This is a genomic window from Kineococcus deserti (assembly GCF_050871945.1).
Lineage (GTDB): Bacteria > Actinomycetota > Actinomycetes > Actinomycetales > Kineococcaceae > Kineococcus.
In genome coordinates this window covers 1-13,512 of sequence record NZ_JBJLSI010000007.1, presented here as the reverse complement: position 1 = coordinate 13,512, position 13,512 = coordinate 1, and the positions used below count along the sequence as shown (strand labels likewise).

Here is a 13,512-nt window from a genome sequence, read left to right as displayed (position 1 = left end):
GCACCCGGGCGCCGCGTCCCGCAAGGCACGGATCCGGGTGGCCGGGTCAGTCCTTCTTGGCCGCACCCCAGCCGTGCCAGTGCTCGATGTCCACCACGACCGTGACGCGGGGGCTGGTCCGGTTCGGGTACGGACCGCCGGTGTAGTGCGTCGAGACGCGGTCGATGTCGGCCAGGTCGGTGTCCTCACGGACCTCCACGACCTTGCCCTGCACGCTGACGTGGGTGTACCAGTCGCCCTCGGCCAGCGCCGTGAGCGAGACGCCCGGGTTGGTCCGCAGGTGGCGCAACCGGGCGCGGGTGGCGTCGAGGTTCAGCAGCAGCCGGCCCTCCTCGTACAGGTACCAGGTCGCGACGGTCACCGGGTGGCCGTCGGGGTGGACGGTGCCCATGACGGCCGGGTTGGGCTTGGCGAACAGCTCGGCGACGTCGGCGGGCAGCGGAGGCTTGGGCACGGTTCTCCTCAGGGGTGCGGCGGGTGCGATCCTGGGCACCGTACGACAGGAGGTGCGCACGTGCGCTGGACGGTCCTGCCCTCGCCGGTGGGCGACCTCACGGTGGCCCGCACCGACGCGGGGATCGCGGGGGTGTGGTTCGCCGACCACCGCGGCGGTGTCAGCGAGACCCTCGCCGACAGCGACCGGGACGGGAGCGGGGCGGCCTTCGGCGACGTCCGCGAGCAGCTCGGGGAGTACTTCGACGGGCGGCGCACCACGTTCGACCTGCCGCTGGCCCCGCGCGGTGACGCCTTCGCACGCAGGGTGTGGGACGCGTTGCGGGAGATCCCGTACGGCACCACCTGGAGCTACGGGGACATCGCGCGGCGCCTGGGCGGGATCGGGCACTCGCAGGCCGTCGGGGTCGCCAACGGCCGCAACCCGATCTCGATCGTCGTGCCCTGCCACCGCGTCGTCGGCCACGACGGTGCCCTCGTCGGGTACGCGGGCGGGTTGTGGCGCAAGCGGTTCCTGCTCGACCTGGAGGAACCGTCGGCGGACGAGGGTGGCCGGCTGTTCTGATGGTGCCGTGCTCCCGGGTCTGACCTGCCGTCCGCTGACCGCCGACGACGCCGCCGCGTGGTGGTGGCTGCTGGAGCGGGCCGCCGCCGTCGACCGCCCGCACGTGCGGGACAGCGAGGAGTGGTTGCGGCGCACCCTGACCGGGGAGGGGTTCGACGCCGCCACCCAGACCGTCGGGGGCTGGGACGCCGCAGGGGAGCTGCGCGCCGTGGGCGTGGTCGAACTGCGGCTCGGCGACGTCGGGCACCTGCGCCTGCCGTTCGACGGGGTCGTCGACCCCGCCTGGCGCGGCCGGGGGGTGGGACGCGACCTGTTCGCCTGGGCCGAGCGCACCGCCCGGGCCCGCGCCGCGGCCCGGCGGCGTGAGCTGGGGGCCCCGGTGGGCGCCGACCTGCAGGTCTGGGCTCCCGAGCACCGGGAGGACGTCTTCGCGCTGTGCCGGCGCGCCGGGCTGCAGGTCCGCCGCTACTTCAGCCGGATGCGGCAGGACCTGCGCTCCGGACCGCCGTCACCTCCGGTGCTCGCGCCGGGGTACCGGCTGGTGGACCACGCGCCGCAGGGTCTGCGGGAGGTGCACAACGAGGTCTTCGCCGACCACTGGGGTTCGCAGCCGCTGACCGCCTCGGACTGGTCGCGGTTCGTCGTCGGCAACCCGGAGTTCCGGCCCGACTGGAGCTTCCTGGTGGTGCACGGCGCGGACGTCGCCGGCTACGCGAACGTCTACGCGCACGAGAGCGACTGGCCGGGGCTCGGGTTCCCGCAGGCCGACCTGGGAAACCTCGGGGTGCGCCGCGAGCACCGCGGCCGCGGCCTGGCCCGGGCGCTGCTGGCCGCCGTCGCCGGCCGCGCGCACGCCGCCGGGATGGCGGCCGTGGCGCTCGACGTCGACAGCGCCAACGCCTCGGGTGCGGTGGGGTTGTACGAGCGGGCCGGGTACGTCCGCGTGCACGGCGACGTGCTGCACACCAAGCCCGTCTGAACCCGCGCCGGGACTGCGGACCGTTGACGCGTCGGGCCGGTAGGTCCGGCCCGATGCGTCAACGGTCCCCACCCCGAGGCCCCGGCAAGGTCAGGCGAGGAGGCCGCGGACGTGCTCGACGATCGCGTCCGCGGCGGCCTCGACCTGCTCCAGGGTCCGCTCGAAGTCCTCGCGGCCGCCGTACCAGGGGTCGTCGATGTCGAGGTCGGACTCGTCGGCGACGTCGAGGCCGGGGGCCTCGGGGTCGAACGAGCGGTACATCCGCACCCGGTCGGCGGACTCGGCGTCGGGGGCCTGCGTGCGCAGCCAGCGGGCGTGCCGGGACGTCATGGCCAGCACCAGGTCCCGGTGCGCGATCTCCTCGCGGGTGACCTGGTGCGCGCAGTGCCGGGGGACCACGTACCCGTGCTCGCGCAGCACCGACGCCGCCCGGCGGTCGACCGGGTTGCCCTCCTCCTCGTCGGAGATGCCCGAGGAGTCCACGACGACGCGCTCGCCCAGCCCGGCCGCCTCGAACCGGTCGCGCAGCACCACCTCGGCCATCGGAGAGCGGCAGATGTTGCCCGTGCAGACGGTCATGACGCGGATCTGATCGGTGCTCACGTGCACATCTTGCCGAACTGACCGGCCCCCGCCCCTTGTGCCGTCGCTGTGGGGTGGTGAAAGCTCACAGCGCGTACTGGTCCGGAGTCTTCCAGTGGGAGGAGACCCGCGACCGGCGCTGAACCAGGAGGAGAAGCATGGGTGTCACCCCACCGCGCCGGGGGCTGCTCGCCCTCGCCGCGCTCTCGGCGACGGCGCTCGCCGTCCCGGCCACGGCGGCGGCCGCACCGACCCCGGCCTCGGGCGGACTGCCGTCCGACATCCGGCTGCTCGACGGGGACTACAAGGGCGGCGCGCCGCTGCCCTTCAGCCGGACCGCCGCGGCGAAGGCCCAGGCGCAGGCCAGGACGACGCTGTCCGCGCCCGCCGACGACGGCGAGCTCGGCGTCGGCGACCAGAAGGACTGGCTCTCGCTCATCGACGGCGGGGTCACCCCCGACGGGCAGGAGATCGGCTCGGCGATCGACGTGCGCGGGTACACCCTGCGGGCGCTCGGCGACCACATCGAGGTCTGGGTCGCCGACGACCTGGCCTTCCCCGAGGGCGACTGCCGCAACGTCCTGTCCGGCGGGGCGCTGACCACCGTCACGGACGCGCAGGCGCAGATGTTCGCCGACGAGTTCGACGACAACGTCCTGCCGAAGGAGTCCGAGGCGTTCTCGGTCGCCCCCGACCGCGACGGCTCCCAGCAGCTCATGACCCAGGTGTTCCCCGAGGCCGGGTACCCCGCGGACTACTGGGCCGGCCAGGGCGACCGGACGGTGGCGCTCATCGACAACGTGCGCGACCAGAACTGGTACGACCCCACGAACGAGAACGGCAGGACCTACACCGCCGGGTTCTTCTTCTCGACGTTCAACGAGCTGCTCGACCGCAACGTCATGACCATCGACGCGTTCGACTGGCTGCACCGCACCGGGACCAACCCGCCGGACGACTCCCGCGACCCCGACTACCTGGCGTGCGCGCAGTACCTGGACCGTCCGGGTCTGGGAGAGCCCAGCCCGCGCACCTACGAAGGAACCTTCGCCCACGAGTACCAGCACCTGCTGCAGTACTACACCGACCCCGACGAGCAGAACTGGGTCAACGAGGGCCTGTCCGACTGGGCGCAGACCCTGGTCGGGTACGTCGACCCGACCGTCCCGCTGGACGACCCGGCCGCGGACAACCACCTGGCCACGTTCTTCGGCTGGAACCCGCAGACCAGCTACGGCGGTCCGGAGCAGTCGCTGACCCAGTGGGGTGACCAGGGCGCACCGGAGACCCTGGCCGACTACGGCATCGCCTACGCGTTCATGTTCTACCTGCACGACCACTTCGGTGGCGAGGAGTTCATGAAGGCCCTGCACAACGAACCCGGCAACGGCCTGGTGGGCCTGCAGAGCGTCCTGGACCGGTCCGGGCACCGGGTGAAGGCCACCGACGTCGTGCACGACTTCCTCGCGATGACGGCCGTCGACGCCGCCGTCGACGCCGGGGCCACCGTCAAGCGGGGCAACGCCGACCGGCTCACCACGTCGTCGCTGTCGGGGAAGGTCAACTGGGACACCCCGGAGGCGTACGACTCGCCGGGTGCGCCGGTCAACGGCGCCGACTACGTCCGGCTGCGCAACCTCGACGGGTACCTCTCCGACGGGTTCGTCGACTTCGTCGGTGCGAAGAACTACCCGACCACCCCGGTGGAGTGGACCGTCCAGGACGGCTCGCTGGCCTCGGGCAGCGGCGACAACCTCGACCGCAGCATCGTGCGCACGTTCGACGTCCCGGCCGCCGACCCGACGGTCACGCTCGACCTCGACCTGGACACCGAGGAGGGCTACGACTACTTCTACGTCCAGGCCTACGACGCGGCGACGGGCACGTGGACGACCCTGCCGACCGAGGGCGCCGACGAGACGACCGGGGGCCTGAGCGGTCGGTTCTCCGGCGAGAAGTCCTTCGACGCCTCGCAGTTCGCGGGCGGCAGCGTCGAGATCGCCCTGCGGTACGTCACCGACGGCGGCGTCTCCGAACCCGGCGTCGTCGTCCACTCCGTCAGCGTGGGCGGTGCCCCGGTGGCCGACGCGACGAACCTGTCGACGTGGCTGTCGGCGACGCAGGCGCACCCGGTCCCCGTGGCCGGCTGGACCGTGCAGCTGGTGGGCTACGACGCTCAGCAGGTCTCCGTCGTGAAGCTCCCCGTGGTCAGCACGCCGTGGGGCTGGAAGACCGTCGCGCCGGTGTCCTGGACCCTCGGCTTCACGCCCGACGTGGCCGCGGTCCTGGTGACCGCCGACGACCCGAGCGAGACGGCGCCGTCCTACGCGCCGTACCAGTTGTTCGCCAACGGGGTCCTGCAGCCCGGTGGTGGCTCGGGCGCCTGAGCCCGCACGCACGACGGCCCCGGAACCCCACGAGGTTCCGGGGCCGTCCTGCGTCCTCAGACGATCGCGAACAGGACGTACCCGCCGACGGCCAGCACCAGCACGATCGTGGACAGCACCGCGGGCGAGCGGTACCAGCCCGCCTCGCGCGGCACCGCCCGCACCGAGGCCGGGGTGAGCTGCCAGACCAGTCCGGCCAGGTCCGCCTCGGGTTTCGGCGTCCCGCGCCGGGAGACCAGCCAGCCGACGAGGACGGCGACGACCGTGGCGACCCCGCCACCGAGGAAGCTGGACCCCTGCCCGGACAGCGAGAGGGCCCCGACCTGGTTCAGCACGAAGACGAACACCGCGCTCACGGTGCCGGACAGCAGCCCCCAGAAACCACCGGACCCGGTGAGCTTCTTCCAGAACAGCCCGAAGGCGAACACCGCGAACAACGGGACGTTGAAGAACGAGAACAACGTCTGGATGTAGTCCATGATGTTCGTGAACCCGGCCGCGATGAACGCCGTGCCGATGGCCAGCGCGGTCCCGACGACGGTCACCAGGCGGCCCACCTTCAGGTAGTGCGCGTCGTCGCGGCCCGGGCGGATCCAGTCCTGCCACAGGTCGTAGGTGAAGACCGTGTTGAACGAGCTGACGTTGGCGGCCATGCCGGCCATGAACGCCGCGAGCAGCCCGGCCAGCGCGACGCCGAGGAAACCGCTGGGCAGCAGCTCCCGCAGCAGCATCGGGACGGCGTCGTTGTAGGTGACGTCGCTGGGCAGACCCCGCTTCAGGCTCTCGATCCCGGGGATGAGGACCGCGGCGACCATGCCCGGGACGATGATGACCAGGGCGATGAGCACCTTGGGGATCGCCGCGATGAGCGGGGTCCGCTGCGCGGCGGCGGCGTTGCGGGCCGAGAACGCGCGCTGCACCTCGGTGAAGTTCGTCGTCCAGTAGCCGAAGCTGGTGACGAAGCCCAGGCCGAGGACGACGCCGAAGGTCGAGCCGATCGAGGAACCGATGCCCGTGAGGTCCTGCCCCGGGAAGGCCTGCAGCATGTTCTGGCTGCCCTGGTCGGTCAGCCGGTCGACCAGCCCGTCCCAGCCACCGACGCGGTGCAGCCCGATCAGGGTGATCGGGACCATCGTGACGACGATGACGAAGAACTGCAGGACCTCGTTGTAGATGGCCGCGGACAACCCGCCGAGGAACGTGTAGGCCAGGACGATGATGCCGGCGACGACGATCGCCACCCACGTCGGCCAGCCCAGCAGCGCGTTGACGACGATGGCCATCGCGTACAGGTTCACGCCGGCCAGCAGGATCGAGGCGATCGCGAACAGCAGCCCCTGCAGGCGCTGGGTCTTGGCGTCGAAGCGGCGGCCGAGGAACTCCGGCACCGAGCGGACCTTCGAGCCGTAGTAGAACGGCATCATCACCAGGGCGAGGAAGACCATCGCCGGGATCGCGCCGATCCAGTAGTAGTGGAACGCCTGCTCGCCGAACTGGGCGCCGTTGGCGGCCTGGCCGAGCAGTTCGGTCGCGCCCAGGTTGGCCGAGACGAAGGCGAGCCCGGTCACCCAGGCCGGCAGGCTGCGGCCGGACAGCAGGAAGTCCAGGCTCGAGGAGACGCTGCGGCGGGCGATGAGGCCGATGCCGAGGACGATGAGGAAGTAGAACGCGACGAGCAGGTAGTCGACGAGGTGGGCGTCGATGCGTTGCGGCGCCGCGGCCGCCAGGGTGGCGATCACCGCTGCTCACCTGCCGGCCGGTCCGCGGGTTCGGCGGGGTCCGCGGGGTCCGCGGGGTGCAGGGGGCGGGCCAGCGTCCAGCCGATGAAGACGGCGGCCAGGACGAGCATGCCGATGCCGGCCCAGAGGTTGAGGTTGACGCCGCCGGTCTTGGCGCGGTCGGCGTCGGTGAAGGACACCAGGCCCCAGACCAGGCAGACGACGCCGTAGACGGCGAAGAGGCCGCCGATGACGGTGCGGATGTCGAAGAGGACGTCGGCCTTCCGGTCGGTCCCTTCCTGTTGTGCTGACGACACGAGTGAGCTCCAGTGCAACGTGAGGTGTGCGGCGAACACGATTGCACGAAGCAACTGTTGTCGTGGAACCGGGGCCTGCGGCGCCGTCGCAGGATCCCCCTGATGGCGGAGTGCGCCGGGGGCCGGCTGCAGGTGGAGCGGGCCGGCGGGGGCAGGAGCGGGTGCGCGGCGCCGGCAGACGTCCGCGCGGCGTCAGGGGATGCGGACGCCCGCCCCGCGCATGCGCTTCTTGGTGCGCTGCAACGACTCCTTGAACGCGCGCAGGACCTTCGTCCCGCGGCGGCGGTAGGTGAGCACCTCCATCGCGGCGTCGAGCACCGCGGTGTCCGCCGCCTTCACGCCGAGCGTGGCGTAGCTGAGGGCGATCGCGGCGTCGATCGTCGCCGGCGGCGTCTGGTCGATGTTCGGGTGGCCACCGCCGAGCCCGGTGACGAAGTCCGTGACGGCCCGCTGGGCGTCCTCCGCCGTCCCCAGCCCCTTGGGGAAGCCCTCCACGGGGGCGGGCACGACGGGTGCCGCGACCGGTGCGGGCGTGGGAGCCACCTCCTCCAGCGCGCGGACGTCCTCGACGAGGCGGCGGGTCGCGCCGCGGTGGTCGGCGAACCAGTCGGCGCCGCGCAGCAGCCGGTACGAGTTCCCCTCGCGGCGTCGCAGGGCCGGCAGCGCCACCTCGCGGTCCTGCACGCACAACCCGCCCAGGGAGTCCTCCAGGTCGAGCAGCACACGCGTCGGGCCCTCACCCAGTTCCAGGTCCGCGCGGGTACCCGGGGCGGTGCGGACCCCGGCCGCCTCCAGGGCGGTGGCGACGGCGTCGCGCAGGGCCGAGGTCCCGCCCTGCGGCGGCCTCAGGTCGGCGGTCGGCACGACCGCGCGGGCACGGGTCCAGGCCGAGCCGGGCTCGGCGTCGGCGGACCCCAGCAGGACCAGCTGCGTCGAGTCCCCGGCGAGCGCGGCGACCTGCGCGGCGTCGCGGCGGTGGGCGTCGTCGACGACCAGCACGGCGACGGGGCCGGGGGAGTCGGTCACCCGGACCGGCTGCGCACGGGCACCGGACAGGGCGAGCTGCAGTTCCCGGACGGCGCGGGCCCGGCGCAGGTCGTCGAGCCGGCGGAACTCCCGCACGCGCCCTTCGACGTCGGGTCCACCGGCGTCGGGAGCCTCCGCCAGGGCCCGCCAGGTGGTGCCCTCGACGAGACGGGCGATCTCGTCGGCGTCGGCGCCGGCGGGGACCGCGGCGGCCAGGTCCTGCAGTCCCTCGGCGCTCAGGGCCGCCTCGTCCTGCCGGGAACGCACCGCCGCGGCGGTCCGCCGGATCCGCTCGGCCAGGTCCTCCAGGGCGGGCACCTCGGGATCGGCCGGGACGTCCGGCAGCACCGAGGTCACCTGCGCCAGGTCGCGGCGCAGCGGTTCCAGCAGCGTCTCCAGCTCCCCGCGAGCCGGCCAGGTGGTCGGTGCGCCGGCGGCGTGCGCGGCCCACACGCGCTGCACGTCCGCCAGCGCCTCGACGTCGGCGGGACCGAAGGAGGCGCCGTCGTGCCGCAGCGCGGACAGCCGCTTCAGCTCGCGGCGCCGTTCGCGCTCCTCACCGGACAGCAGCGACCGCGGCTGGCGGGCCAGGATCGCCCGCGCCTGGTCGAGGTCGGTGTGCAGCGCGGCCGGGACGTAGGTGCGCAGCACCTCCTCCACGCGGGCCAGCACGGCGGGAGCGGCGGCGACGTCGGCGAGCGTGCGCGGTTCCCGCCAGCCCAGCTCGGTCGTGAGCCGTCGCACCAGCCCGGCCAGCGCGCCCAGCCGGCCGGGCAGGTCCGCCAGGGCGCCGGCCGCCGCGGCGATCTGCTCCTCGCTGACGTCGCGCAGCGGGTCCTCACCCGTGCGCGGCGCCCGGGACAGCAACCCGGTGACGCGGGCCCGCTCCTGCGCGGTCCAGCCGGCGGCCGCCGGCAGCAGGGGCGGGTGCAGGTGCTCGGCGCGCAGGCGGGCCAGGCCCGCGAACGCCTCGAAGCGGCTGGGGACGCCGTCGGACCCGGTGAACCACGCCCGGTTGCGGGTGTCCAGCTCGCGCAGCAGGGCGAGCCAGCGGCCGGGGTCGGCCGGCGGCAGGTCGGCGCCGCGGCGGGTCGTGTCGGCCGGGGTGTCACCCAGCAGGTGGGCCAGCCCGAGCCCGGCCAGCACCGGACGGGCCGCGGCGGTGGCCGCCCCGGGCACGAGGGCGACCTCGCGGCCCGCCGCGGCGAGCGCGGCGAGCAGGGCGGTGAGGAAGGCGCCGCCGTCGTCGTGCAGGTCCACCAGGAGCGGGTCGCCGGCCAGGGCCGCGTCCACCGCCTGCTGCTGGCGCGCGGTGGCGGTCTCGGTGATCAGGTCCACGCTGCGGGGAACGGGGCCGGGCGCGCTCACGGGCGAGGTGGGGGAGCCGCCGCGCAGGACGGCCAGCAGCTCGCGGTGGAGGCGGCTCGGGTCGCTGGGCTCGGTGCTCACGCGGTGAAGTTACCGGTTCGTCGGGGCGCCCACCCCGGCAGGACCGGCCGCCGATCCAGCGGCCGGTCGTGCCCGGATCGCCACCGCTGTGAAGAACGTCACCTGCCGAGTGAGCTGAGGCTGCCCTGACTACCGCTAGGTTTGCCGTGCTCGGTTCCCCCTCGGTGCGGACGAGCTCACGACCCCGTGCACCGCCCCAGGCCTGCGGCCTCCACGAAGGAAACGCCACCGTGAAGACCTCCCGGATCCCCACCCGCGCCACCGTCCTCGCCGTGTCCGCGGCGCTCGCCCTGAGCGCCTGCTCGGACGGGACCGCCGACGCCGCCGCGGAAGAGACCGCCGCCACCACGACGACCGTCGCCACGAACCTCGGCGACGTCGAGATCCCCGCCGAGCCGGTGCGCGTCGCGGCGCTGGACAACACCTCGTTCCAGACCCTGCTCGACCTGGGCATCACCCCGGTCGCGCTGCCGAAGACCCTGCTGCCGCGGACCGGTTTCGAGCAGTGGGCCACCGACGAGTCCATCGCCGACGCCGGCAGCCACCGCGAACCGGTGCTGGAGGCCGTCAGCGAGGCCGAACCCGACCTGATCATCGGCGGGTACCGGTTCAGCGACTACCAGGAGGACCTGGAGAAGATCGCCCCGACCATCGACATCGCCCCCGACTCGGAGAACCCCGAGAACTACGTCGAATCGCTCAAGGAGCAGACGACGCTCATCGGGGAGATCTTCGGCAAGGAGGCCGAGGCGGCCGAGCTGGTGGCCGACCTCGAGGACTCCGTGGCGGCCGCTGCGGCGCAGACCGGCGGCGAGTCGGTGTTCCTGGCCGTGGCCACCGGTGGGCGCATCGACAACGGCTCCGAGCGTCTCGGCCGGCTCATGTCCCCGCTGGACCTCACCAACGTGCTGGAGTCCCAGGGCGACTCGATCCACAGCGACTCGGGCCTGGCGCCGGAGACGATCGCCCAGCTGAACCCGGACTGGATGTTCGTCATGGACCGCGACGCCGGCACCGGGGAGGCCGGTGCCACCCCGGCCGAGCAGCTCGTCGCGGCGCAGGAGGCGTGGGCGGCGACGACCTTCGTCACGCAGGACAACATCGTGTACCTGCCGAGCACGTTCTACGTGACCGAGGGGATCCAGGCCTACACCGAGGTCTACGACGAGATCGCCTCGGCGTTCCAGGCGGCGTGAGCACTCCAGTCCTGCAGCGGTCACCCGCGACCCGTCGAGGTCGCGGGTGGTTCGCGCTGTGCGCCGGGGCGGTCGTGACCCTGGCCCTCGTGGTCGTCTCGCTGGGCGTCGGCGGGTACGACATCACCTGGGACTCGTTCCGGGGTGACGACGCCGCGCGGGAGATGTTCTTCATCTCCCGGGTGCCGCGCACGCTGGCGCTGGTGCTGGCCGCCGTCGCGATGGGCGTGTCCGGTGTGGTCATGCAGATGATCGTCCAGAACCGCTTCGTCGAGCCCACCACGACGGGGTCCAGCCAGTGGGCCGCCCTCGGCGTGCTGCTGGTGACGTGGCTGCACCCGGGGGCCACCCCGTTGCTGCGCATGGTCATCGCCAGCCTGTTCGCCTTCGCCGGAACCCTGGTGTTCCTCGGTGTGCTGCGGCGGGTGTCGTTGCGCTCCTCCGTCGTGGTCCCGCTGGTCGGCATGATGCTCGGGTCGGTGGTCGGCGCGGGCACCCTGTTCATCGCCAGCGAGACCGGGTTGCAGCAGACGCTCGCGGCCTGGCGTTCGGGCGGGTTCTCCAGCATCGTGCGCGGACAGTACGAACCGCTGTGGGCCGTCGGCGTGATCGCCGTCGTCGTGTACGTCGTCGCCGACCGCTTCACCATCGCCGGGCTGGGGGCGGAGGTGTCGACGAACCTGGGGCTCGACCACGGCCGCGTCGTGTTCCTCGGCTCGGCGCTGGTCGCGCTGGCCACCGGGATCACCACGGTCGTCGTGGGGTTCATCCCGTTCCTCGGGCTCGTGGTGCCCAACGTGGTCTCGATGCTGCGCGGGGACGACGTGCGGCGCAACCTGCCGTGGGTGGTGCTGGCCAGCGTCGCCCTGGTCGTGGTCTGCGACCTGGTGGGCCGCACCGTCGTGTTCCCGCTGGAGATCCCCGCCTCGGTGGTCCTGGGGGCCGTCGGGGCGACGACGTTCGTCGCCCTCGTGCTGCGGCGCAGGAGGACCCTCGGTGGCTGAGACGACCGTGAAGGCTTCGGAGGCCACGCCGGGGACGGACCTGGGTACCCGCCGGCGCGGGTTCGCGCCCGAGCTGCGGGTCGCGCTGGTGTTCGCCCTCGCGGTCCTCGCGGCGGTGGCGTACTGCCTGCTGTTCCTGCGCGGATCGTTCGAGTTCGCGATCGAGCGGCGGCTGACGATGGTCGGGGCGATCCTCGTGGCCGCCTTCACCCAGGGGGTGGCGACGACGATGTTCCAGACCGTCACCCAGAACCGGATCCTCACCCCGTCCATCATGGGTTTCGAGTCCATCCACACGCTGCTGCAGACCCTGCTCGTCGTGGTGTTCGGCGGCAGCGTCCTGGCCGCCACCGACGGCCTGCCCAAGCTCATCACCCAGACGCTGCTCATGGTGGCGTTCGCGACGTTCCTGTTCCGCTGGCTGTTCTCCGGCCGGTTCGCCGACCTCCACGTCCTGCTGCTGGTCGGTGTGGCCATCGGGATGGCGTTCGACAGCCTGGCGGTCTTCGGCCAGCGCGTGCTGTCCCCGGCCGAGTACGACGTGCTGTCCGTCCGGTTGTTCGGCCGGCTGTCCACGGTCGACGCCGAGCAGCTGCCGCTGGCGGCGGGGGTCTGCCTCGTCGTCGGCCTCGTGGTGTGGCGCCGGCGGGCGCGGCTGGACGTCCTGCACCTGGGCCGGGACGTCGCGACGAACCTGGGGATCTCCTACCAGCGCGAGCTCACCGTCATGCTCGTCGCCGTCAGCCTGCTGGTGGCGTTCTCGACCGCCCTGGTCGGGCCCATGACGTTCTTCGGGTTCCTCGTGACCCTGCTGGCCCGGCAGCTGGCCGGGACGCACCGGCACGCCGTGCTGCTGCCGATGGCCTTCGGCCTCGGCGCCCTGGTCCTGCTCGTCGGCCAGTTCACCCTGGAGCACGTCTTCTACGCCTCCGGCCAGCTCACCGTCGTCGTCGAACTGCTCGGCGGCATCGTCTTCCTCACCATCCTGCTGCGGAGGGGAACCCTGTGATCACCTTCACCGGCGTCGGCAAGTCCTACGACGCGCCCGTCCTCGGACCCGTCTCGGGCAGTTTCCGCCGCGGCGGGATCACCAGCGTCATCGGGCCCAACGGGGCGGGCAAGTCGACGCTGCTGACGATCGTCGGGCGGCTCGCCGAACCCGACACCGGCACCGTCACCGTCGACGACCTCGACGTGCACCGCACGAAGTCCGCCGAGATCGCGCTGCGGCTGGCGGTGCTGCGCCAGGAGAATCACTTCACCGCCCGGGTGACGGTGCGCGAGCTGGTCTCCTTCGGGCGGTTCCCGCACAACGGCGGCCGTTCGAGCAGCGCCGACGTGGCCGCGGTCGACGAGGCGCTGGAGTTCCTCGACCTGCGCGCCCTGGAGCACCGGTTCCTGGACCAGCTCTCCGGCGGCCAGCGCCAGCGCGCGTTCGTCGCGATGGTGCTGGCGCAGGACACCGAGTACGTGCTGCTGGACGAGCCGCTGAACAACCTCGACGTCAGGCACTCGGTGGCGATGATGCGGTTGCTGCGCCGGGCCGCGGACGACCTCGGCAAGTCGATCGTCCTGGTGGTGCACGACATCAACTTCGCCGCGGCGTGGTCGGACCGGATCGTCGCGGTCAAGGACGGGCTGATCGTCGCCGACGGAACTCCGGCGCAGATCGTGCGCCCGGAGGTGCTCGAGGACGTGTTCGGCACGCCGTTCAGCGTGCACGAGGTGGGTGGGCGGCCGGTCGCGGTGTACTACCGCTGAGGCGCTCGACCCCGGAAGTGCTTGATCACGGAAGTGCTTGATCACGGCGGGGGACGTTGCCTGCCGTGATCAAGC

General features: G+C 72.8%; 12 protein-coding genes. 7 read left to right on the top strand and 5 right to left on the bottom strand.

Annotation, left to right across the window (positions count from 1 at the left end; all coding sequences use genetic code 11):
* Positions 1 to 46 precede the first annotated feature (46 nt).
* A complete protein-coding gene (locus tag ACRYR2_RS07500) occupies positions 47 to 454 on the bottom strand; it encodes a TIGR03618 family F420-dependent PPOX class oxidoreductase (protein WP_432562220.1) in 408 nt (135 codons plus the stop codon).
* Positions 455 to 514: 60 nt separating this feature from the next.
* Here ACRYR2_RS07500 and ACRYR2_RS07495 point away from each other — a divergent pair, with 60 nt between their 5' ends.
* Both ACRYR2_RS07495 and ACRYR2_RS07490 read left to right on the top strand, forming a co-directional pair.
* Positions 515 to 1,018 (top strand): methylated-DNA--[protein]-cysteine S-methyltransferase, encoded by a 504-nt coding sequence (locus tag ACRYR2_RS07495; RefSeq protein ID WP_432562219.1) that lies wholly within the window; start codon positions 515 to 517, stop codon positions 1,016 to 1,018.
* 7 nt (positions 1,019 to 1,025) lie between these two features.
* Positions 1,026 to 1,997 carry a GNAT family N-acetyltransferase gene (locus ACRYR2_RS07490; protein ID WP_432562218.1) on the top strand — a complete coding sequence of 324 codons (972 nt, stop codon included), beginning with the start codon at positions 1,026 to 1,028 and terminating at the stop codon, positions 1,995 to 1,997.
* A gap of 90 nt (positions 1,998 to 2,087) precedes the next feature.
* On the opposite strand, the gene ACRYR2_RS07485 is transcribed toward ACRYR2_RS07490, so the two are convergent.
* Positions 2,088 to 2,576, bottom strand: a complete 489-nt coding sequence (locus ACRYR2_RS07485; RefSeq protein WP_432562387.1) for a low molecular weight protein-tyrosine-phosphatase — start codon at positions 2,574 to 2,576, stop codon at positions 2,088 to 2,090.
* A 161-nt stretch (positions 2,577 to 2,737) separates the two neighbouring features.
* Between ACRYR2_RS07485 and ACRYR2_RS07480 the strand changes: the two genes are divergently transcribed.
* Entirely contained in the window at positions 2,738 to 4,966 is a 2,229-nt protein-coding gene (locus ACRYR2_RS07480; RefSeq protein ID WP_432562217.1) for a peptidase M6, read from the top strand.
* 56 nt (positions 4,967 to 5,022) lie between these two features.
* Here ACRYR2_RS07480 and ACRYR2_RS07475 read toward each other — a convergent pair whose 3' ends face one another.
* The 3 genes from ACRYR2_RS07475 to ACRYR2_RS07465 all read right to left on the bottom strand — a co-directional run bounded on the left by ACRYR2_RS07475 (position 5,023) and on the right by ACRYR2_RS07465 (position 9,476).
* Entirely contained in the window at positions 5,023 to 6,705 is a 1,683-nt protein-coding gene (locus tag ACRYR2_RS07475) for a sodium:solute symporter family protein (RefSeq protein ID WP_432562216.1), read from the bottom strand.
* Complete coding sequence (locus tag ACRYR2_RS07470; protein ID WP_432562215.1) at positions 6,702 to 7,001, bottom strand: hypothetical protein; 300 nt, start codon at positions 6,999 to 7,001, stop codon at positions 6,702 to 6,704. Before ACRYR2_RS07470 ends, ACRYR2_RS07475 begins: the two co-directional genes overlap by 4 nt.
* A gap of 192 nt (positions 7,002 to 7,193) precedes the next feature.
* Complete coding sequence (locus tag ACRYR2_RS07465; protein ID WP_432562214.1) at positions 7,194 to 9,476, bottom strand: hypothetical protein; 2,283 nt, start codon at positions 9,474 to 9,476, stop codon at positions 7,194 to 7,196.
* 230 nt (positions 9,477 to 9,706) lie between these two features.
* Here ACRYR2_RS07465 and ACRYR2_RS07460 point away from each other — a divergent pair, with 230 nt between their 5' ends.
* Genes ACRYR2_RS07460 through ACRYR2_RS07445 form a run of 4 tightly spaced genes read left to right on the top strand, consistent with a single transcriptional unit; the run spans position 9,707 to position 13,437 of the window.
* A complete protein-coding gene (locus ACRYR2_RS07460) occupies positions 9,707 to 10,672 on the top strand; it encodes a siderophore ABC transporter substrate-binding protein (protein ID WP_432562213.1) in 966 nt (321 codons plus the stop codon).
* A complete protein-coding gene (locus ACRYR2_RS07455) occupies positions 10,669 to 11,676 on the top strand; it encodes an ABC transporter permease (RefSeq protein WP_432562212.1) in 1,008 nt (335 codons plus the stop codon). Before ACRYR2_RS07460 ends, ACRYR2_RS07455 begins: the two co-directional genes overlap by 4 nt.
* On the top strand, positions 11,669 to 12,685 hold the full coding sequence (locus ACRYR2_RS07450; protein WP_432562211.1) for an iron chelate uptake ABC transporter family permease subunit: 1,017 nt from the start codon (positions 11,669 to 11,671) through the stop codon (positions 12,683 to 12,685). Before ACRYR2_RS07455 ends, ACRYR2_RS07450 begins: the two co-directional genes overlap by 8 nt.
* Positions 12,682 to 13,437, top strand: coding sequence for an iron ABC transporter ATP-binding protein (locus tag ACRYR2_RS07445; RefSeq protein ID WP_432562210.1), 756 nt, complete (start codon positions 12,682 to 12,684; stop codon positions 13,435 to 13,437). The genes ACRYR2_RS07450 and ACRYR2_RS07445 overlap by 4 nt, the downstream gene beginning before the upstream one ends.
* The last annotated feature ends 75 nt before the right edge of the window (positions 13,438 to 13,512 follow it).